This is a genomic window from Fodinibius sediminis (assembly GCF_900182555.1).
In the GTDB taxonomy this organism is placed as follows: Bacteria; Bacteroidota; Rhodothermia; order Balneolales; family Balneolaceae; genus Fodinibius; species Fodinibius sediminis.
Window position 1 is genome coordinate 22,346 of sequence record NZ_FXTH01000012.1, and the last position, 20,130, is coordinate 42,475.

General features: G+C 50.9%; 24 protein-coding genes. 14 read left to right on the forward strand and 10 right to left on the reverse strand.

Features of this window, described 5'->3' with window-relative positions:
• Positions 1-3: 3 nt before the first annotated feature.
• The 3 genes from FN808_RS13160 to FN808_RS13170 all read left to right on the forward strand — a co-directional run bounded on the left by FN808_RS13160 (position 4) and on the right by FN808_RS13170 (position 3,464).
• Positions 4-846 (forward strand): MBL fold metallo-hydrolase, encoded by an 843-nt coding sequence (locus FN808_RS13160; RefSeq protein ID WP_142715074.1) that lies wholly within the window; start codon positions 4-6, stop codon positions 844-846.
• Between the two features lie 235 nt (positions 847-1,081).
• Entirely contained in the window at positions 1,082-2,770 is a 1,689-nt protein-coding gene (locus tag FN808_RS13165; RefSeq protein WP_142715075.1) for a sensor histidine kinase, read from the forward strand.
• The gene (locus tag FN808_RS13170) at positions 2,760-3,464 is read left to right on the forward strand and encodes a response regulator transcription factor (protein WP_142715076.1); all 705 of its coding nucleotides are present in this window, start codon (positions 2,760-2,762) and stop codon (positions 3,462-3,464) included. The genes FN808_RS13165 and FN808_RS13170 overlap by 11 nt, the downstream gene beginning before the upstream one ends.
• A gap of 40 nt (positions 3,465-3,504) precedes the next feature.
• Here FN808_RS13170 and FN808_RS13175 read toward each other — a convergent pair whose 3' ends face one another.
• Positions 3,505-4,071 (reverse strand): NADPH-dependent FMN reductase, encoded by a 567-nt coding sequence (locus FN808_RS13175; protein WP_246068359.1) that lies wholly within the window; start codon positions 4,069-4,071, stop codon positions 3,505-3,507.
• 218 nt (positions 4,072-4,289) lie between these two features.
• Here FN808_RS13175 and FN808_RS13180 point away from each other — a divergent pair, with 218 nt between their 5' ends.
• Positions 4,290-5,732, forward strand: a complete 1,443-nt coding sequence (locus FN808_RS13180; protein WP_142715077.1) for an ammonium transporter — start codon at positions 4,290-4,292, stop codon at positions 5,730-5,732.
• Positions 5,733-5,779: 47 nt separating this feature from the next.
• Here the strand turns inward: FN808_RS13180 and FN808_RS13185 are convergent, their stop codons facing one another.
• The 3 genes from FN808_RS13185 to FN808_RS13195 all read right to left on the reverse strand — a co-directional run bounded on the left by FN808_RS13185 (position 5,780) and on the right by FN808_RS13195 (position 10,563).
• Entirely contained in the window at positions 5,780-7,153 is a 1,374-nt protein-coding gene (locus FN808_RS13185) for a replication-associated recombination protein A (RefSeq protein WP_185958403.1), read from the reverse strand.
• 201 nt (positions 7,154-7,354) lie between these two features.
• A complete protein-coding gene (locus tag FN808_RS13190) occupies positions 7,355-8,905 on the reverse strand; it encodes an acyl-CoA carboxylase subunit beta (RefSeq protein WP_142715078.1) in 1,551 nt (516 codons plus the stop codon).
• Between the two features lie 20 nt (positions 8,906-8,925).
• Complete coding sequence (locus tag FN808_RS13195) at positions 8,926-10,563, reverse strand: DUF8457 domain-containing protein (RefSeq protein WP_142715079.1); 1,638 nt, start codon at positions 10,561-10,563, stop codon at positions 8,926-8,928.
• Positions 10,564-10,785: 222 nt separating this feature from the next.
• On the opposite strand from FN808_RS13195, the gene FN808_RS13200 reads away from it, so the two are divergent.
• On the forward strand, positions 10,786-11,415 hold the full coding sequence (locus FN808_RS13200; RefSeq protein ID WP_142715080.1) for an ABC transporter ATP-binding protein: 630 nt from the start codon (positions 10,786-10,788) through the stop codon (positions 11,413-11,415).
• Positions 11,416-11,423: 8 nt separating this feature from the next.
• On the opposite strand, the gene FN808_RS18935 is transcribed toward FN808_RS13200, so the two are convergent.
• Positions 11,424-11,594, reverse strand: coding sequence for a hypothetical protein (locus tag FN808_RS18935; protein ID WP_185958404.1), 171 nt, complete (start codon positions 11,592-11,594; stop codon positions 11,424-11,426).
• Positions 11,595-11,685: 91 nt separating this feature from the next.
• Positions 11,686-12,060, reverse strand: a complete 375-nt coding sequence (locus FN808_RS13205) for a co-chaperone GroES (protein ID WP_185958405.1) — start codon at positions 12,058-12,060, stop codon at positions 11,686-11,688.
• Between the two features lie 193 nt (positions 12,061-12,253).
• Between FN808_RS13205 and FN808_RS13210 the strand changes: the two genes are divergently transcribed.
• The 3 genes from FN808_RS13210 to FN808_RS13220 all read left to right on the forward strand — a co-directional run bounded on the left by FN808_RS13210 (position 12,254) and on the right by FN808_RS13220 (position 13,086).
• Positions 12,254-12,439 (forward strand): hypothetical protein, encoded by a 186-nt coding sequence (locus FN808_RS13210; RefSeq protein ID WP_142715081.1) that lies wholly within the window; start codon positions 12,254-12,256, stop codon positions 12,437-12,439.
• Between the two features lie 68 nt (positions 12,440-12,507).
• Positions 12,508-12,714, forward strand: a complete 207-nt coding sequence (locus FN808_RS13215) for a Rossmann-fold NAD(P)-binding domain-containing protein (protein ID WP_142715082.1) — start codon at positions 12,508-12,510, stop codon at positions 12,712-12,714.
• A 21-nt stretch (positions 12,715-12,735) separates the two neighbouring features.
• Complete coding sequence (locus tag FN808_RS13220; RefSeq protein WP_142715083.1) at positions 12,736-13,086, forward strand: Rossmann-fold NAD(P)-binding domain-containing protein; 351 nt, start codon at positions 12,736-12,738, stop codon at positions 13,084-13,086.
• Here FN808_RS13220 and FN808_RS13225 read toward each other — a convergent pair.
• The 4 genes from FN808_RS13225 to FN808_RS13240 form a co-directional block, all read right to left on the reverse strand.
• Positions 13,078-13,581, reverse strand: coding sequence for a hypothetical protein (locus tag FN808_RS13225; RefSeq protein WP_142715084.1), 504 nt, complete (start codon positions 13,579-13,581; stop codon positions 13,078-13,080). The genes FN808_RS13220 and FN808_RS13225 overlap by 9 nt on opposite strands.
• A gap of 174 nt (positions 13,582-13,755) precedes the next feature.
• The gene (locus FN808_RS13230) at positions 13,756-13,917 is read right to left on the reverse strand and encodes a DUF1328 domain-containing protein (RefSeq protein WP_142715085.1); all 162 of its coding nucleotides are present in this window, start codon (positions 13,915-13,917) and stop codon (positions 13,756-13,758) included.
• A 12-nt stretch (positions 13,918-13,929) separates the two neighbouring features.
• On the reverse strand, positions 13,930-14,133 hold the full coding sequence (locus FN808_RS13235; RefSeq protein ID WP_142715086.1) for a transglycosylase: 204 nt from the start codon (positions 14,131-14,133) through the stop codon (positions 13,930-13,932).
• Between the two features lie 152 nt (positions 14,134-14,285).
• Entirely contained in the window at positions 14,286-14,648 is a 363-nt protein-coding gene (locus FN808_RS13240) for a hypothetical protein (protein ID WP_142715087.1), read from the reverse strand.
• Between the two features lie 175 nt (positions 14,649-14,823).
• On the opposite strand from FN808_RS13240, the gene FN808_RS13245 reads away from it, so the two are divergent.
• The 6 genes from FN808_RS13245 to nhaA all read left to right on the forward strand — a co-directional run bounded on the left by FN808_RS13245 (position 14,824) and on the right by nhaA (position 19,963).
• Complete coding sequence (locus FN808_RS13245; RefSeq protein ID WP_142715088.1) at positions 14,824-15,765, forward strand: sugar phosphate isomerase/epimerase family protein; 942 nt, start codon at positions 14,824-14,826, stop codon at positions 15,763-15,765.
• Between the two features lie 303 nt (positions 15,766-16,068).
• A complete protein-coding gene (locus tag FN808_RS18940; protein ID WP_185958406.1) occupies positions 16,069-16,227 on the forward strand; it encodes a hypothetical protein in 159 nt (52 codons plus the stop codon).
• Positions 16,228-16,393: 166 nt separating this feature from the next.
• Entirely contained in the window at positions 16,394-16,837 is a 444-nt protein-coding gene (locus FN808_RS13250) for a hypothetical protein (RefSeq protein WP_142715089.1), read from the forward strand.
• A 69-nt stretch (positions 16,838-16,906) separates the two neighbouring features.
• On the forward strand, positions 16,907-17,254 hold the full coding sequence (locus FN808_RS13255) for a DUF6787 family protein (protein ID WP_142715090.1): 348 nt from the start codon (positions 16,907-16,909) through the stop codon (positions 17,252-17,254).
• Positions 17,255-17,260: 6 nt separating this feature from the next.
• A complete protein-coding gene (locus FN808_RS13260; RefSeq protein ID WP_142715091.1) occupies positions 17,261-18,550 on the forward strand; it encodes an APC family permease in 1,290 nt (429 codons plus the stop codon).
• 57 nt (positions 18,551-18,607) lie between these two features.
• Positions 18,608-19,963, forward strand: a complete 1,356-nt coding sequence (gene nhaA, locus FN808_RS13265; RefSeq protein WP_142715092.1) for a Na+/H+ antiporter NhaA — start codon at positions 18,608-18,610, stop codon at positions 19,961-19,963.
• Positions 19,964-20,130 lie beyond the last annotated feature (167 nt).

The following is a 20,130-nucleotide window of genomic DNA, read 5'->3' on the forward strand; positions in this document are numbered from 1 at the left end:
CCCATGAAAATCGGATCATTGAACATAGAATTACTAAGTGAAGGTAAATTCGAGATTTTTAACGACGGCCACATCAACCGTTCCCTGGGTGAGGCTAACCCGGCGGAGAGCGCAGGCAGCCACTCTGCCATCACAGGCATCAACCCTGTTCTTGTTCAGCAGGATGAGAACAACATTCTTCTTGATGCCGGCCTTGGATGGGGACTGGATGCGGGCAGCAGCTATACGGGCGTATCGAACGTCCGGACCAACCTGGCGATCTTCGGGCTGAGTCCGGAGGATATTACGCACGTCATTCTCAGCCATCTGCATTACGACCATGCATTGGGCTGTTCATTCACCGATCGTGATTCTGTAACCCGGGCTACTTTCCCCAATGCCACTTATTATCTTCACAAAGAGGAATGGGCCTATGCACTTTCCACGGCTACCGGCAGTCCTTCTCTACCCGGCGCAGGGTATCAGCTGGACGAATTTTACCGGTTGATGGCAGACCGGCGGGTGCAATTGCTAAGCGGTGAGACCACGGATGTTCTTGAAGGCATCACGCTTGTTCAAACGGGGGGACATACCCCCGGTCATCACATCGTATTCATGCAAAGCGAAGGAGAACATGCGTGCTACCCGGGAGAACTGATCCCCTCCTCCCTGCGCCTTAATCATTATGATACCCACCGCTTTGACTATGACCCCATCCAGGCTAAACAGGAAAAAATTCGGCTTCTCAGAAAAGTCTATCAGGAGCAGGCCATCCTGCTGTTTTATCATTCCAGGCATGCCCAATCCGGGCGCCTGATTAAAGACCGTGACAAGCAGTACGTTTTGACGAACATCCCTGGCCATTGAGCTGAAAGAAACCATTACCAGGAAGTTAATCCTGTTTTCATACATTGGGATCGGCAGCCGGTACAACGGTGTTACACAATATTCTGCCTGTTTTTCCCTTATTGATGAAGCAGCATCCGTATCGTCCGGGAAAAAGCCAGTACTGGTAGCTACAAGTGCAAAAAAATGTTAAGCCCTAAACTTTGTATAATTTGATGCTTATTTTTATACGATCAACTATGAAAAATAGGGTGTTATGAAACGTTACGGTTCCTTACGCTGGATTTTATTGGCTGCCGGGGTGATAGCAATTCTGGGCCTCACGAGTATGAATGTATACTCCCTTTACGAGCTCCATGAGAGCACCATTCAGGTCGACCGTCAGCCCAAAAAACTACAGGTAGCTGAATTCTCCGACCGGGTTCGCTATCGGTTTTTCAAACCCTTCTGGGGCTTGAGTTCCACCAGTATGGAGCGGCTTAAATCACAGTTCCAGCAGAACAACCAGTTCACCAAACCCATTAAAAAACGAATTGCGCAAGCAGCTACCGATTCCATCTTTAATGATATTTATTTTATCCCTGCAAGCCTGAAAAACTGCGGGGAAGGCCGCTCGATCCTGAAATATCACAAGGAAAGGGACGAACTTCTATGGGAAGATGACTACCCGGCGATCGTCTGCGACGGCATGGGTACTGCTCGTACCCAGGTAAAGGCCCTGGTGCAGGATCACAAGTACAACAACAAGGTTATCTTCGATACCAACCAAAGTATCACCATTGTTTTTATCGATCCCTCCGAACATACCATTTTTGGCTACCTGACCATGCCGCTGAACCAAGACTATCTTCAAAATCATTTTTTGCCCAGCGAACTGGTTAAACGCTTCGGAGATCCCGGCGAGTCGGGTATGAACGTATGGCTGCGCGACTGGACCAACAATCGAATTATTGCCAGCAGCAACCCGGATGTGCCCTACGATCGCGACAAGATACAGTTTAAACAGCGCTTTCCCGATTTTTTTGACAACTGGAAGCTGGAAGTTTCCTTTACCAACACCCCGACGATAGAGGCTTCCAACTCTTCCCTGTTCAAGAATCTGGTTGTACTCGGTGCGGCGGTACTACTGCTGCTTGGCTCCCTTGTTTTTATGTTTATCTCTGCCCAGAAAGAACGGGCGCTGGCCGAACGGCAGGCCGGGTTCCTTGCCAATGTGACTCACGAACTGAAAACGCCGCTGGCCGTGATGCAGGCGGCCGGAGAAAATCTCTCTGATGGACGGGTCAAAGACCAAAGCAGACTTAAAAATTATGGCACCCATATCTACAATGAGGCCGTACGGCTGCGAAAAATGATTGAAAAACTGCTTGACGTTGCCAAGGCTGACGCCGGTCAATCCCTTATCGAACCCAAGCCGGTACATCTGGGCCAGCTGGTACACAACTATATCGACGAACAGGAGCCTATCATCAAGGGACGAGACTTTACGCTTGAAACCGCTATCGCCGATGATGTTCCGGTGGCAATGGTGGATACCGACAGCTTTGATACCATTATCAGCAACCTGGTTGAAAACGCCATGAAATACAGCAATGGTGAACAGTACCTCGGTATTTTCCTTGAGGCGGACGAAGAACATATCAGCCTTAAAGTAGAAGATCACGGCATTGGGATGTCGAAGAAAGTCAAAAGCCAGATTTTTGACAAGTTCTACCGGGGCGAGGATACCCTGACAGCTCAGACAAAGGGCCATGGACTCGGACTTTCGATCGTAAAAAACCTGGTTGAACTGAATGGGGGAACCATTTCCGTAGACAGCACCGTGGGTGAAGGCTCAGTGTTTGAAGTCACATTTCCCGTCCTGGTCAAAGTCCCCCCCGGGAAAGAATCTTCATCCGGCGCCCCTCCCTCTTTAACAAAAGAATCAGAAAAGTATGCCAGCTGACGCAAAGAAAATCATCATCGTAGAAGATGAACCCAGTCTTGTTTTTACCCTTGAGGATACCCTTGAAAACGAAGGCTATGAGACCTTTATAGCAGAGAAGGGAGATGAAGCGGTGGAAATTGTCAAAAATGAAGACCTGGACCTGATGATTCTGGACCTGATGCTGCCCGGCATGAGCGGATATGATGTCTGTAAAAAAGTGCGTTCGATGAACTATACCTTTCCTATCATCATGCTGACCGCCCGGGACCAGGAAATCGACAAGGTGACCGGCCTGAATATCGGGGCCGACGACTATATGACCAAGCCTTTTGGGGTAAAAGAACTGCTGGCCCGTATCCAGGCCCGTCTGCGCCGCTCCGATCATTACGCCAAGTCCAAACCCGTAAATAAGCTGGATCTGGGCGATATCCATATTGACCTGAAAAATGCACGTGCCGAACATCCGGACCGGGGCCAGATGGAACTGACCACGCGCGAGGTGGAGCTTATCCGCTACCTTGCAGCTCACGCCAACGAGCCGGTATCCCGGGATGCCCTGCTGGAAAACGTCTGGCGTTACGAATTCAGTACCAATACGCGAACGGTGGATGTGCATATCTCAAAGCTCCGCTCCAAAGTGGAACGGCATCCCGACGATCCCAAATACCTGGTTACCCTGCACGGGGTGGGTTATATGTTGAAAATGGGCTGAAAAGAAGCATCCAAAAAGGTTGCAGGCCGATGATGTAAGTTCATCCTTCCGTAGGAATACCCCCTTCCTTAAAGTCGCATACAAAGGGGATGAAATGTTTAATCTGTGATTCCAGCAACTCCTGCTGAAAGGCGTCCCTGATCCCCTTTTCATCATCAAAATTTTTGTTGATCCGCGGAATGAATACGCGTTCCGGGAATACATGCGCGTTCCGATATCCAACCACTTGCTGCAACTGTTCCACCGCCCTGAGTGCCCCAAAAGCACCATTTGCTTCGCCCACCAGGGCCACCGGCTTTTTGTGCAGGCTTTTGGGAAATGGAAAATAATCGATAAAAAGCTTAAGGATCCCGGGGTACCCGCCGTTATATTCGGGGCAAACAAATACCAGCCCGTCGGCCTGCACCGCCTGGTCAACAAAAGCATCCACTTCGGGCAGCTTCTCTCCGTATCTTCCTCCCCTCACCTGCTCAATCGGGAACTCCTGCAGATCAATAATTTCAGCTTTCACCCCTTCCTGTCCGTATTTTTTCTGAAGGTAGCGCGATACCCGGAGCGCATTCGAGTTGGGGCGATCTGTACCACTGATAATTCGTAAATCAATCATCTATAGCCAAGTGATCTGTTTTAAGATGGACGAAAGATACCATTTCTGCATAAAATAATACATATGATGACAAAAGCTTAGCAATATTGCACCATTTGCCATCAGAACATTATTTATTTATCAAAACAATATCTTTAATCTTATTTATTTTTATTTATTAATAAAATTAATTAATATCCAAAGCGAATACGACTCCTTATCCTAACTTTATACTGTCAATGAACCGTTCTGTTAAAACTTCTATTGTACTGGGGGCCTTCATCCTTTTTCTTCCCGGGCTTATGCTTGCCGGAGATGAAACGGCCCTGGTTTCAGCAGCAGCCCTTGATCCATCCCCGAATAAGAGCTTTGCCGATTTTCTCTGGATTACCATGGCCGGTTTCCTGGTCTTTTTCATGCAAGCAGGATTTGCTCTTGTTGAAACCGGCTTCACCCGGGCCAAGAATGTTGCCAATATCATGATGAAAAATATGATGGACCTTGCGCTCGGTTCCATTGTCTTCTGGGCCGTCGGCTTCGCCCTTATGTATGGCACTGACATTTCGGGGCTGTTCGGATTCAGCAATTTTTTTCTTTCCGATGCCATAAAATCCGATGGCACCCTTGATGCATGGATGTATGCTGATTGGTTTTTCCAGGCCATGTTTGCCGCCACGGCTGCCACCATCGTTTCCGGCGCCCTGGCCGAACGGACCACCTTTGCCGGCTATCTTTTAATCACCGTTTGCATCACGGCACTAATCTACCCGGTCGTCGGGCACTGGGTCTGGGGTTCCGGCTGGCTTGCCGAGCTGGGATTCTATGATTTTGCCGGATCCACGGTTGTTCACGGGGTGGGAGCCTGGGCGGGGCTGGCGGGCACCTATATCCTGGGCCCCCGCATAGGAAGGTTCTCCAACGGAAAAGTCAATGCGATTGCCGGTCACAGCATGGCCCTTGGTACGCTGGGAATCTTCATTCTGTGGCTTGGCTGGTTTGGTTTCAATGCCGGAAGCACGCATGGTGCCGATGTCTCCCTGGCTCGTATTGCCGTCACAACGACTCTTTCCGCCGCTGGGGGTGCCCTGGCAGCGATGATCACCGCCTGGTCCCGTGTGGGCAAACCCGATCTCGGTTACACGCTCAACGGGGCGCTGGCAGGGCTGGTTGCCATCACGGCCGGGGCTTCCGTTGTTTCCCCTGCTTCCTCCCTTGTTATCGGCCTGGCAGGCGGCATGATCATGTTCTTCGGAACACGACTGCTCGAGAGGCAAGGTATTGATGATCCGGTAGGGGCCATTCCGGTACACGGATTTGCGGGAGTGTGGGGCACACTGGCGGTAGCCCTCTTCGCTCAGCCCCCCTACAGCAGCTCATTTACCGGCTTACTGTTCGGTGGATCCGCTGTTCAGCTTCTGGTTCAGGCCCTGGGAATTGCAGCCATCTTTGCCTGGACCTCCGCCACAACATGGAGCGTATGCAAAATGGCCGACCGTCTTATTGGGTTGCGTGTATCTGAAGCTGAGGAACTCAACGGTCTTGACCAAAACGAACACGGTACTTCCGCCTATCCCGATTTCTTTGGTGTCAACGATGCCCGTAAAATGCTGGATCTCGATCTCGAACAGGAACTTGCACTGGTAAAAGACAAGAAAATCGACATACCGTTGGATCCCCGGTAATAAGGCAAAACTATACTTTCCTGGCCAGGCTTCTGACAGGGTCTGGCCTACTTTTTTCGGCTATTCTCATAAGCTTCTCTGATCTTCTGCAGCCTGGTCCAGAGCTTATTCTCGCGACCGATATTCCCCGGTTCATACCAGCTTTTTTCCCGGACCTCTTCCGGCAGATACTGCTGCGGGGCCCAGTGATAATCATGGGAGTGGGGATAGACATAGTCGTCGGATGCATTCTCCACCCCCAGGTACCGCGACTGCTTGGAGTTGGCCGTCTTGTCACGAAGATGGGCCGGCACCGGACCAGTACCGTTATTCCGAACTTCACTCTGAACCGAAAAGATCGCCCCTGTACTGTTGCTTTTGGGAGCAAGGGACAGGTAAATACAAGCATGAGCCAGAAAATAAAGGCCCTCGGGCATTCCGCACTTCGTAAAAGCATCGTGTGCTGCATTCACCACCGACAGGGCGTGCGGGTCGGCCAGGCCCACATCCTCGGAAGCCAATATCAGCATTCGCCTGAACAGGAAGTTCGGGTCTTCCCCTCCCTCCAGCATACTCGCCATCCAGTAAAGAGCCGCATCAGGATCAGATCCGCGCATGGACTTAATAAATGCCGAGGCAAAATGGTAATGTTCATCCCCGGTCCCGTCGTAGCGTACGCTCCGCTTCTGGATGCACTCTTTTGCGATATCCAAATCGATGCGGATCACACCATCCTCATTGGTATCGCTTGATAGCACAGCCACTTCGAGGGCATTCAATGCATTCCTGATGTCACCCGCAGCAAATTCGGCCAGGTGATTCCGGGCCGGCTGGCTGACCTCGACTTGCTTTTTTCCCAACCCCCGCTGCTCTTCTGCCAGCGCCCGGTCTATCATCGAAAGCACATGATCCCTGGTCAGATCATAGAGCTCAAAAAGCTGGCATCGCGACAACAAGGGACTCACCATCGTATAAAAGGGATTTTCCGTGGTTGCCCCAATCAGCGTGATGACCCCCGACTCCAGGTGTGGAAGCAGGGCATCCTGCTGGGCCTTGTTCCAGCGATGGATCTCATCCACGAAAAGAATGGTCTTTTGCCCGTTCATCTGTTGAATCTTCTCAGCCTTTGCCACCACCTGTCTCAGATCCTTGATCCCGTCCAGCACCGCATTAAGCACCACAAACTGGGCATTAATCTCACGGGAGATGACATGAGCAAGTGTAGTCTTGCCCGAACTGGGTGGTCCATAGAAGATTAGCGATCCGATAACCCCCGACTCAATCATTCGCCGCAGCATCTTGCCTTCCCCCACAATATGCTTCTGTCCCACAAATTCCTCCAGGGAATGGGGACGCATACGTGTTGCCAGGGGCTCGTGTGGATTCACGTAATCCGCCTTTTGGTCCCGGCCGGTATTCGATTTTTCATTGAATAGATCCATCAGATGAAACGGGGATTTAGAATTTGAGTTAGATGATCTTTTATTATAACAAAACCCGGGCTGATCATATTCTTGACAGCACACATCTGTACAAAAGTGCTTTGCACATAATCCGCACGGACGAGTCGGCTAGCCTAAGTATATAGCTGGCACCTGATCACAGAACGGTTTAGCTAGAAAAATAATTCTTCTTTTCCATTACTATAGCGGCAGGTTGTCATGCTTTTTCTGTGGAATCTGATCCACTTTGTCTTCGCTGATTTCCAGGGCGTGTATCAGCTTCTCCCGCGTCTCACTCGGCAGGATGACGTTATCAATAAACCCCCGCTCTGCAGCCTTGTAGGGATGGGCAAATTCCTCCTTGTAATATTCGATAAGTTCCTGCTCCCGGGCTTCAGGATCATCTGCAGCGGCAATCTCCTTGCGAAATATGATTTCCACAGCTCCCTTGGGGCCCATCACCGCAATTTCTGCTGTGGGCCAGGCTACATTGTAATCGGCACGGATATGCTTGGAATTCATCACATCATAGGCTCCGCCATAGGCTTTCCGGGTGATCACCGTCATCTTGGGCACGGTCGCCTCACAGAATGCATAAAGTAATTTGGCTCCGTGCTTGATGATCCCCCCCCATTCCTGGTCAGTGCCCGGCAAGAAGCCCGGAACATCCTCAAAGGTAAGGAGGGGAATATTAAAAGCATCGCAAAAACGGACAAAGCGAGCCCCTTTCAGCGAAGCATCAATATCGAGCACACCGGCCAAGGCCAGCGGTTGATTGGCAACAATTCCCACACTCCGCCCGTCAATGCGTGCAAAGCCTACCACAATATTTTCTGCATAATGCTCATGTACCTCCATAAAAGAGCCCTTGTCGACAATGCCGGTAATTACATTCTTGATGTCATACGGCTTGTTGGGACTGTCTGGCACAATATCGTCCAGTTTCTGTGCCTTCGCCGAATCAGGGGCCCTGGGTTCTTTGCGCGGAGCCTTCTCTTCACAGTTCTGCGGAATATAGGTCAACAGCTCCCGCATCTGCTTCAGACAGATGGCATCATTATCTTCAGAAAAATGCGCAACCCCGGATTTGGTACTGTGTGCACTGGCCCCGCCCAGTTCTTCAGAGGTGACCTCCTCATGGGTGACCGTCTTGACCACATTCGGTCCGGTTACGAACATATAGCTGGTATTTTTGACCATAAAGATAAAATCGGTCAGCGCCGGGCTGTATACCGCTCCGCCCGCACAGGGGCCCATGACAGCCGACAGCTGGGGCACCACACCCGAAGCCATGCTGTTACGCCAGAATACCTCGGCATACCCTCCCAGCGAAGCCACCCCTTCCTGTATTCGTGCCCCCCCCGAATCGTTCAGCCCGATGATCGGCACCCCGTTTTTCATCGCCAGGTCCATCACCTTGCAGATCTTCTCGGCATGAGTTTCGGAAAGGGAGCCCCCCATGACCGTAAAATCCTGACTGAAGACATAGATCGGTCGGCCGTGAATCTTACCAAAGCCCGTCACGACCCCGTCACCAGCAATTTTCTTCTCCTCCAGACCGAATTTTTGGCTCCGGTGGGTCACAAAGGGATCCAACTCCTCGAACGTGCCTTCATCCAAAAGCAAATCGATACGCTCACGGGCGGTGAGCTTGCCCTTGTCATGCTGCTTCTGAATCCGTTTTTCCCCGCCCCCTTTCTGGGCATTTTTCCGTTTTTGCTGCAGCCGTTCCACCTTGTTATCCGAAGCCATTAAACACCCTGTTTTTAGTTTTATTTTTTTGAAAAATAGTTATGCAGTTCATCCGTAAAATCGATAGCCGACTCGGAGTACATATCAACCATATTGCGCTGAAAGACCTCCCGCTGAATGTACCGGCTGGCTCCCCGCCAATTACTCAGCATTGCAATCTCCTGAATTGCCTCCTCATAGGCACGTTCCGACCCCCCGAAGAGATCTTCAATAAACCGGCTGCGTTCCATTGAAAGCTGTTCTTTCAGCTCCGCAACTTCAGGAGGTGTTTCGGATTGCCCCTCCTCGGTCACATCAACCATTGGTGTTTCATCGTCCGTGCCTTCTTCTGATTCAATTTCGGATTCCTCCTGACTTTCCCCCAAATGCAGCAGCAGCTCGTCTTCCTGCTGCTGTTCCGATTCCAGGGCCTGCTTTTCTTCTTCATTCATAAAATTCATCCAGATGGGCCGGTCTTCATCCTCAGTCTCTTCCGACCACTCACGCTCATGAGAAAATTCTTCTTCGGCATGCTCATCTTCTTCGACCACTTCCTCCGGCCCTTCATCCGACGGAGGCTCTTCCCCCCCTTGAAAAGCAAGCGGTTCCTCCTCCCGGTTGTAAATAGCATTCAGCGAATGATCCCCCCCGTTTCGAGACGGCTCGGACGTTGACAAGCTGGCCCAGTCTTCCCCGTGTTCGGGTTCCTCTTCAGACGACACGGGCTCTTCTTTCGGTTCCTGGTCAGGAACCTCGCCGATGACCTCTGGATACGCCTGTTCCGGTACTTCAACATCCCCTGACTCCTCTGCCTCATCATCATCGGATTCTCCTACCTCCCTTTGACCGGTCAATGCGCTGCCTGCCGGATCCCCCACACGAGACCGATCAGCTGGCGCCTTGGGTTCTTCTCCCGTCTCCAGGACCGTGGGCTCCGGCACTTCTTTCCTCGTCGCCACGGTATCAGGAGCAGATAATACTTCTATGAATTCAGCCCGTGTCAATGCCCTGTCCATCTGATCGAAGGTCTCAGCAAGCCTCTCCCGTTTCTTGTCCTCAAAAAACAGGCGCAACATGCTGGGATCAATTTCGCCCCCCGACAAGTTAAACAGTGGATCAAGCATCTGGGCCCAATTCAGGGGGGAGTAACTGTCGGTCAGGCGCTCATCAGCACGCCGGATCAGTTCTTCACATCGGTGCCTGGACAATCTGTCAAGCCCTTTCTTCTGCATGTAGCGAGGAACCAGCGTAGCAAAGTGGGGGTAGACCACAACGGCCTTGATGCGCTCACACAGCTGTTCGTACGCAAGCGTGTCGTCATTGCCGAAGATGACATCCGGGATATTCTCCCTGGGCTGCACCAGCATATCCAGCGTATCTTCCACGGACGTCTCGATAACCGCCTTGGCATAGCTGGCCGGCAACCGTGCTTCGGCCCGAATAGCCTGAACAAACTGCTGCCAGGCCTCCAGTACGGCCTCCGACTCGGTATTGGCCCAGTCGGTCTTGGGCAGGATCATGGACTCGGCCAGGTTGCGTTCCAGCTCTACCTGGATCCGCTGGACAATAAAAGGGGGAAAACCCCAGGCGTGAAGATCGTCCAGCCGATAATACTCTTGCTCTTCCGGCAAAAGATCGATCAGTTTTTTTGTGGTCTTTTGGATGGTCTGGTTCATCATTTTTCGGAGAAATATATTGTCTGCCTTTCGTCTATACAACCAAAGAATATACAATATGTTAAATACTATGAATCTTATGAAATATGTATTGCCACCGACGCTGCCCCGGTCGCAGTACTCTTCCAAACAAAATGGATACGAGGCATGAAATTAGTTGAAAATTTCATAGTTTAACGGCCGGTTTATTGTTCGCGGTCTGGACACCACATTCTATCTTTGGTTATGATTACGCTACAAGTTAAACGGCTAAAAAAGTCTTTTGGTCCAAAAAATATTTTCCGTGACCTCACTCTTGAGCATTCCGGCAGCGCCCTGGGCATTGCGGGGTCAAACGGTTCGGGAAAATCAACCTTGTTGAAATGCCTGTCCGGTCTTCTCCCGCCCACCGGTGGTACCATTTACTGGATCAAAGGGGAAGAGCAACTGCCACCGGGAAAGGTCCGCAAGCGGATGGGCTATGCCGCACCCTATATCAACCTTTACGACGAGCTCAGCAGTATTGAAAACCTCCAGTTCCTGGCCAAAGTGCGGCGACAGCCCGCAGCCGACCAGCAGATCAAAGAGTGGATTCAGAGAGTTGGACTGGAATCAGCGGCCCTGCAGCCCTACGGCAAGCTCTCCACGGGACAGCAGCAGCGGCTGCGCCTGGCTTCGGCTCTCTTTCATCAGCCGGATATTCTTCTACTGGACGAACCGGGCTCTAATCTGGATGAAGCCGGCCAACGCCTGGTCACCGATATCGCCGCCGACTTTCAGGCAAACGACAAGCTGCTGGTGCTGGCCTCCAACAGCCGGCAGGAACTGGCCCTCTGCGAAAAAGTATACTCTGTCGAAAAGCAGACGTTCCTCTGAGTGAGCATTTAATCCATCCGGCAGGTTTCTCCCCGGCAGCACTCCTCGACGTTGATACCGCACCGGGCACACTGCCCATGGCCATGCACCCAGACCAGGGGAGCCTTGGTACCACAATACACGCAGCGGCGCCCGGCTGCCTCCTCATTGCTGGCGGATTCTTTCGGGTGTGTATTCATAGTATAGTGATGGTTCTGTTTGTGGTTTTGCAACAACAAAGCATATCCTCATGCCCTCAATCTAGTGCTGAGATGACCGGAATACCGCCGTTTAAAGCGCTATATCATCACGAATCAGCAGCAGGATGGCCCGGTGGGGACATATGAGATATTTCTCATTTTCAAACTCGATCTCGTGGGTCTGGTCCTTCAAAAAGATCGCCAGGTCTCCTTCCTCCGCCTGCATTCCGATATATTTCGTCTCACTGGTATTTTCTTTCCAGGATTCATCAATTTCATTGGAGGGGATAGGATACCCCGGCCCGGTTTTAACCACGTAGCCACTGTGTATATCCTCTTTTTCCTTGACGGTTGCCGGCAACACAAGACCGCTTTTGGTCCGCGTCTCCATATCCCGCGGCTTGATAAGCACACGGTCTCCGACAACAATGAATTTATCTACAGAATTAAGATATTCTTGAATCATTCGTCCTACGATTTCGTGATATAGTTAACTGACGTTATGCAAAAACGGCTTTCTCCATCTGAAGTATCCTGCTTCGTAAATCGGCAAGACATACAACCATTTTTGGGTAATTTCCGTTGATATACAATGTTATAAATTAACTTCTTTACTGCTTAATTCGAATAACAATTTCAGCTAAAAATAGAACGCCTGTATGGATTTGTCCAACAAGCTATGTGTTGTATCCGGGGCCAGCTCCGGATTTCGAAAAGAGATTGTTCGTGCATTTGCCCGCCAGGGAGCTTATACACTGATGCTGTGCCGTAACAAGCAGCATGTCCTGCAGGCCATGCAAGGGATACCGGTCACGACGGACTTCAAATTGTCTTTGCTGACCTGAGCTTGCAGTATGATATCCGCAGGGCGGCAACATAGATTACCGGAGATTTTAATCATATAAATGTCCTAGTGAACAACATCGGCTTTATTCCCCAACGGCGGGAAGAAAGCCCGGAAGGCATCGAAAAAAACCTGGCCATCCATCATTTGGCTCCCTTTCTGTTAACAAATATAATTACCAAACATCTCCGGCGGGCGGACACTGCCCGGCTTGTAACCCTCTCTTCCGAAGCTCACGGGCTGGGTGCCCGATTTTTTGACTTGAATAATCTGTAGATTGGAAAAGGAATTACCGCAATGAACGCATATGGATTTTCCAACCTCTGTAATATCATGTTTACCCATGAATTGGCCAAACGACTGCAGGATACCACCGTCAACTGCCTGCACCCGCTGATCATTAGCACTAACTTGCCGAAGACGCCGGCTGGCCGACGCGGCTATGCTACATGCTCAGTGGTCCTTTATGGATTCCCACCACAGAAGGCAGACACTGCAGTCTGCCTCGCTGCCTCCGACCAGGTCGCCAATATCAGCGGCCAATATTTCAAGGACCGCAAACCCAAAGCACCCGCAGCGATAGCATTCCAGGATGTATTGACAAAAAAAATGTGGACAATAAGTGAGGAACTGCCGTCTCTATCGTAATACAAAAAAGCGTTTCATGCGAACTTTACGCGACCGCCAGATAAGATTGTTTAGCTGTTCATCATTGATGGGCGTAAATTTGCCCGCCACGGGCTCTTCCTTCCTGGACGGAAGTTCAACCTCCCCCATATTCAGGTGATTCAGAAAAAGCTTCAGCTGCCCCCTCAGATAATCCGAATAATTTTTTTCAAGCACCTTGATAATCTGGGGCCACAGCGAGGTATAGGCTGACCACTCAATGCCCAATCCTTGGGCGTTTTCAGGTACGTCCTCGGTCAGGCAAATATCCAGGCATTCTTCCACATCCTTGGGCAGGGGTTCGTGTCGCAATAACTTGGGGCCGAGCGTCTCACCATCCGAAAGCGGGAAAAAACTTTTCCACATCTGGTTGGTGTAGGGGTGATGATAATACACTTCAAGCTTCTTGCTGTCTTTGCGAAGCTGCTTCATTTCCCTAATAAGATCGTATTGTTTATTGGTATCAATTATGTACATAATGCTAATCCTTTTCTCACCTTTTCAATCTGCATGGCATTTTCCGCCAGCAGGTATAACAAATAATCTCTCCATTCCGGTACTTCCCATACCAGATATTACCTGCCTGTACCTACCTTTTATAAGTCAGACAGCTTTAAATTGTTCCCTTTTCAGGTAGACGCCTGATTACGACTACGGGCGACCCCGTCCAAAGATAAGCGAAAGCACAAATAACACCAGGAAGATATAAAAAAGAATTTCTGCAATACCGGCAGCGGCACCGGCAATTCCTCCGAATCCCAGCACTGCAGCAATAATGGCAATCACTAAGAAAGTAATAGTCCAGCGTAACATAATGACCTCCGCTTATTTATTTTTGGCAGCGAATGCGATTAAAATTCCTGCAACCAGGACAATCCCAGAAATAATCATCGCTGTAGGATCACCCTGGCTGACAGTTACGTCAACGCCCAGGGCACTCACATGCTCGGTACTGTTAGCATAGTTGATCCCGGTATAGATAAGTCCAATTAATCCGCCAATTGCAATGATATATCCCAGTTTCTTCATGTGCACTCCGATTATTTGGTTAGAAGATTGTATGTATAATAATCACTTTTGTTCCAGATAAAAAAGAAATAATAACAGAAGCTTACTACAGCTCTGTTCACCCCCTGCTAACCAGAAGCCTTAAGCACGGATCGATGACATTACAAAACTCCTCAGCGGAGACTGCGCATAATAAATTTCACTATGGCCCGGCTTACCTGTTCGTCCTTCAGGCGTCCCATGCTCTCCAGCTTGTTGCCAGAACGGATGGCCAGTCTCCCCCTGTAGTTCAGTCGTAGCGTATTGTCCCCGTCCGTCGGGTCCACCAGCAGCATGGAAACACTCACCTCTTGACCCTCAAGAGCTCCTGCATTGTCCACAGGCAGTCGGAAGCTGAAATCCAGGATGGGATCATGAAACCCGCCGCCGGTGTCAATGGCCGAGAACTCAAGTTCAATATTCACAGGTTCCGGCAGCGGTACCCGCTTGCCATCAGCAGTCATTTCCCTGATAATCGCACTCGTCTGCCGTTTCATAATATCCTGATGGTATTGATTAAAATTGTCCTGTGCTTGCCGCACCAAGATATAATCCCAACAGCTTTCATGCCATACTGATATTCCCATTTCGAATTTTGAAAAATAGGTCGTATCTATTGTTCTGTGCACGCAATCTCACTCGATCTTCAACCAAAAGATTTACAACTGTATCATGGACCGCAAGACCTTCTTCGCTCTTACCTCCGCAGGCGTCCTTGGCAGTACCCTGGCCCCTCCGGGCGCAGCCACATCTGCGCATTCCAAGGAGAATCGATACCAGGACGGCCGGAGTCCCTGGCCGATCTGCCTTGATACTGCGACCATCCGACCCGCTTCCCTGGAAGATAAAGTAGCCATTGCTTCCGATGCCGGTTTCGACGCTATTGAACCCTGGGACGGCGAACTGGAAGAATATGAACAGAAGGGAGGCGACCTGAAAGCCCTTGGCGAAGAAATCCGCCGTCGCGGTCTGTTCGTGCCCAGCGTCATCGGGCTGTGGAATGCCCTTCCGCCCACCCGGCAGGAATGGGAAGCCTCCCTTGAGGACACGCGCCGGCGAATGCGGATGGCTGCCGACATCGGATCCGAGCATATCCAGACGATCCCCAATACAGTTGGCGAAAACTATGACCTGGAATGGGTGGCCAAACGCTACCGAGATATTATAGAGATTGGTCTCAACGACTACCGCATCAAGCCGGCCCTGGTCTTCGTTAAATTTTTCCCCCTCAAAACAATGGGGGAGGCCATGGCCGCGGCCCTCAACGCCAACCACCCGGAAGCCCGGATCATCCCCGATACCTACCATATGCACATCAGCGGGGGCGGCTTTGAAGGACTTTCCATGCTCAACGGCAATGCCATCGCCATCTTCCAGTTTGCCGACGCACCCGCCGATCCGTCCATTGATCAGCTGGAGGATAAACATCGCGTTTTTCCCGGCGACGGCGTGCTGCCGCTGCCCGACATCCTGAGTGACCTGAAGCAAACGGGCTATCGCGGCTGTGTTTCACTGGAACTCTACAACCCGGACTACTGGAAGCGTGACCTGCAGGAAGTAGCCGAAACCGGGCTCCGCAAGACCCTCGAGGTCATCGAACAGGCCGGGGTGTAGCATCCAGTTTGTACTCCGGTGTAGCCCTTTCTCCCAAAATGCCTTTACCGACGACTCCTAATTTGTATGCGAAACAGTGAACCCACATCTTAACCAAAGTCACACCCCTTCACTCAGAACCTATGAAGAGGGGTATAATATTTTTTTGTAAGGATTGTCCAGTATATGGATCCTACTACTGATAATAATTTAGGTACATGACATTGTGTTGCGCAGCCCTTGAACAGGCTGCGCAATCTTTTTTTTCCAGACATTCCTTTGTTACTTTTGATTCTAAACTCACCCCAATACTGACCATTGCCTATGAAGAAAAAGGAATGTCCCGCCTGCGCCATGGAGACAGACCGGAAGGCTGATGTCTGCCCGATTTGCGGCTATGAATTTCCCCGCCAGCCCATTCACATCAAAATTCTTGTCTGGGTGATGATCCTCCTGCTCCTGCTCTACTGGGTGCTCTGGTAAACTTCCTTTCTAGTGGTCCGCCAGAGATAAAACGGGCCCTTCTAGACAGAAAATAGAAGTAGTATTCGGATATAAATACCCAGCAGTGCCCTCTTTCATCAAGTACCCTGCCCTATTACTTTTATCCTGTCTGCTTTATTCTTACCTTAGTATTTGACGATGACATATGAAATACGGTAAAGAGACATATTACGGGAATCCGCACGGCCGGGCGCTGTCAATGTTCCTCCTGCTTTCCATCCTGCTGACGCTGCCGGCTCTTCTTCATTCCAGTTCTTCGGGCCCAAAAAGTAAAACCAGCCAGACTGCCGTATCCCAGATCATTCATGAGCCCCCTCCCCTGGACCCGGCTTATCTATCACTCCGACATGGGATGAGCTCCTATGAGGCACAGGACAAACCGGTCCGTGATTTGGCGGATCCGCTGTACCTGGCTGAAGAGAAGGAGAGCAGTAACAGCGATAACGAAAACAATAACAAACAACGCGGAGAGCTTTCGACTCATGCTTTTTTCGCGAATTTTCAATCGCCCCAACTGTACCTCAACCGGCTTACGCAGGTCATAAATCCAGTCCTGCTCGGTCTCACCACGGTTATTCTGCTGCATTAGGAACTTCTGAGCTTGCCAGCTAACACAACCTGTACCGCTACAGGCACTTCCTATTAAAAAGATTTTCCTATGCAGAAATTATTAGACCACTTAAAAAACCGCTGGGGGTTGACAGACTCCGGCCAGGTAGCCCTGATCCTGTTTATTTTCTCCATATCCGGAATGAGCGTACTCTACATACGCAGATTTGTATTCAACCTTCTGGGTTTCGGAAAGTATACCCCTTTTTGGGAAGAAGCTGCAGCCTGGCTGCTGGTAGTCGTCCCCTCCTACCAGATCCTGCTCCTTTTGTATGGAACTATTCTGGGACAATTTGAATTCGTCTGGCACTTTGAAAAAAAGAATTTCAGCCGGCTGAAAAAATGGCTCAGCAAGCTAAGTGCAATATTTTGCATCATCATTGTAATATTGAGGTGATCACGCATGGCCTCATCCAACAAACTTTCACTTTTCGATGCCTGTGGCATGGCTATTGGGGGAATGGTGGGTGGAGGTATATTCGCCATACTGGGCGAAGCCGTAACCACCTCGGGCAACGCAGCATTTATCAGCCTCGGTACCGGGGGATTACTGGCCTTTATCACCGGAGTGGTCTATTCCCGGCTAACCATTGACTTTGATGAATCCGGCGGCGAATTCATTTTTATCGAACGAATAGCCGGTGTCCGTTTTGCGGGTACCATCAGCTGGTTTCTGCTGCTCGGCTATATTTTTACCATCAGCCTCTATGCCTATACGTTTGGCGCCTATGCAGGACGTCTTTTCGGTTTTGGGTCGGGGTCCAGCTTCTGGCTGGGCAGCACCGTTGTGCTGCTCATTGCAATGCTGAACCTGAGTGGTGTGCGTGAGTCCGGGGCCTCCGAAGACCTGCTGGTCTACACCAAGATCACCATTCTGCTTGGCCTGGCAGCCATCGGTTTTATCAACGTAAGCCCCGGCAAGATATACCCGGTCTTTAATCAGGGCGTGGGAAGCACCATCAAGGCTGCAGCTCTTGTCTTTGTGGCCTACGAGGGATTCCAGCTGCTCACATATGATTACAACACCATTGAGAACCACAAGGAGAATCTGCCCAAAGCGGTGCTCATTTCCATTCCCACGGTCCTCGTACTGTATATGCTGATCGCCTTTGTACTGACCGGCTCCCTGTCTCCGGAAGTAATCGCCCAGCATAAGGAAACCGTACTTGCCATGGTGGCCGAACCAGTATTGGGCCAGGCAGGCATTGTGATTGTACTGGTGGCCGCGGTATTTTCAACATCCTCGGCTATCCTGGCTACGGTCTTTGCCATCTCCCGGCTCGCCAGACGTATTGCTGAAGATCGGCAATTGCCCTCCCAGCTTACCCGTAAACAGCATTCGGGAGTGCCGGTCTATTTCACCCTGCTCACCGCTATCCTGGCCATTGCCGTGCAGGCGCTGGGCAACCTGGAACAGATCACTGTCTTTTCAAGCCTGGTGTTTTTATTCGTCTTTTCGATAGTCAACTTCATGGGGTACAAACATCGTATTTTTGAGGGATGGAAGTCCGGACTGCCGCTGGTCGGCTCGGTAGGATGTGCTTTAGCCATGATCGTACTCCTTTACGAGTCCTACCTGTCGAATCCTGCGACCCTCTATGTAGCAGGAGCCCTCGCGCTGGGACTCTTATGCATTCGGGAAGCTTACATCGCCCTCCACCCGGAATATAAAGGAGTACAACAGGATGCCTGACATCGGCAGCCAAACAAAGCCGGAAGAATCAAACCATAATACTAAACTGCTTATATCGTGACAAAATCAACATTCATAACCTCACTAAAAAAAATACTCGCCAAAGATTCCGCAGCCGGCATGATGCTGCTTTTTGCCACCTTTGCAGCCCTGGCAGTGGCCAACAGCCCGCTGCATGAACTCTATAATCATATAATGGAGCTGGAAATTACGCTGGGTATTGCCTCCCTGGTAATCGACCATCCGCTGCACGAATGGATCAACGACGGACTGATGGCGATCTTCTTCCTGCTGGTGGGACTCGAAATAAAACGTGAACTGAAGTACGGGGAGCTTTCCACCCTCAAATCGGCACTGCTGCCGGTTTTTGCGGCCATGAGCGGAGCCGCCTTGCCCGCCTTGATCTTCTGGGCCCTGAACGGAGGATCTGCCTATATGAACGGCTGGGCAATTCCCATGGCAACAGATATCGCCTTTGTCATCGGGGTCCTGGCTGTTCTGGGTTCCCGCGTACCGGTATGGGCCAAGGTATTTATAACCACCATCGCCGTAGTTGATGACCTTATCGCGGTGCTTGTCATCGCCCTGTTTTATACCGCCCAAATCAGCATAACTGCCCTGGGAGTTGCGGCCGTATGCCTGTGCTGTCTGCTGCTGCTCAATTATAAGAAGATCAACAAGCTGAGCCCCTACCTGGTAATCGGATTCATCATGTGGTGGGCGGTCCTCGAATCGGGCGTACATTCCACCATTGCCGGTGTCGTTCTCGGGTTCACTATCCCGGCACGACCCGGATGGGGCCTGGAGCGCCTCAAGGATTACGCCCGGGAAGGCTTTGAGCTGTTCACACAGGCACAGGACAAGGATCTGCCGGTGACCCGCGAGCAGGCCCTGCATCATATGGAAGCAACCATGGAGCACACAGAATCACCGCTGCATCGTTTGGAGCACAAGCTTCATATTCCGGTTTATTTTATCATCATGCCCCTGTTCGCCTTTGCCAATGCCGGGGTCGTCTTTGACCCCCAGATCCTCGACCAGGCTTTCCACTCACCCCTGACCTGGGGGACCATCCTCGGGTTATTCTTCGGTAAACAGCTGGGAATATTCAGCTCCACCTGGCTGCTGACCAAGCTGAATTTTTCGGGCCTGTCTGACAACAGGGAGACCTGGAAAGTGGTCTACGGCCTGGCCCTGCTGGGAGGCATCGGCTTTACCATGTCGCTGTTCATTGCCAACCTCTCGTTCACTGATGCTGGGTTCCTGGACTTCTCGAAGGTGGGGATCCTGACCGGTTCCATCATCAGTGGTATTTGCGGCTATCTTCTCCTGAGCCGCCGTCCCCATTACGGCTCCGAAACACAGCAGGTTTTTGACGTGCCGGAAGAAGCCGTGGGTACGGAGGTCAAGTAGCCCCGGCAGCACGATAAAATGGATAAGAAGAATGGCCTTCGAAAGATCAGGATGTACCATCGCAGCCTTCTGCCTCACCAACTGCCTCGAGGTCTTTCCTCCCGGGGGATATAGATGATGACGTCTTTGTGCAGTAGCTTTTAGAGGAATTCCATCAGCCATGGCTC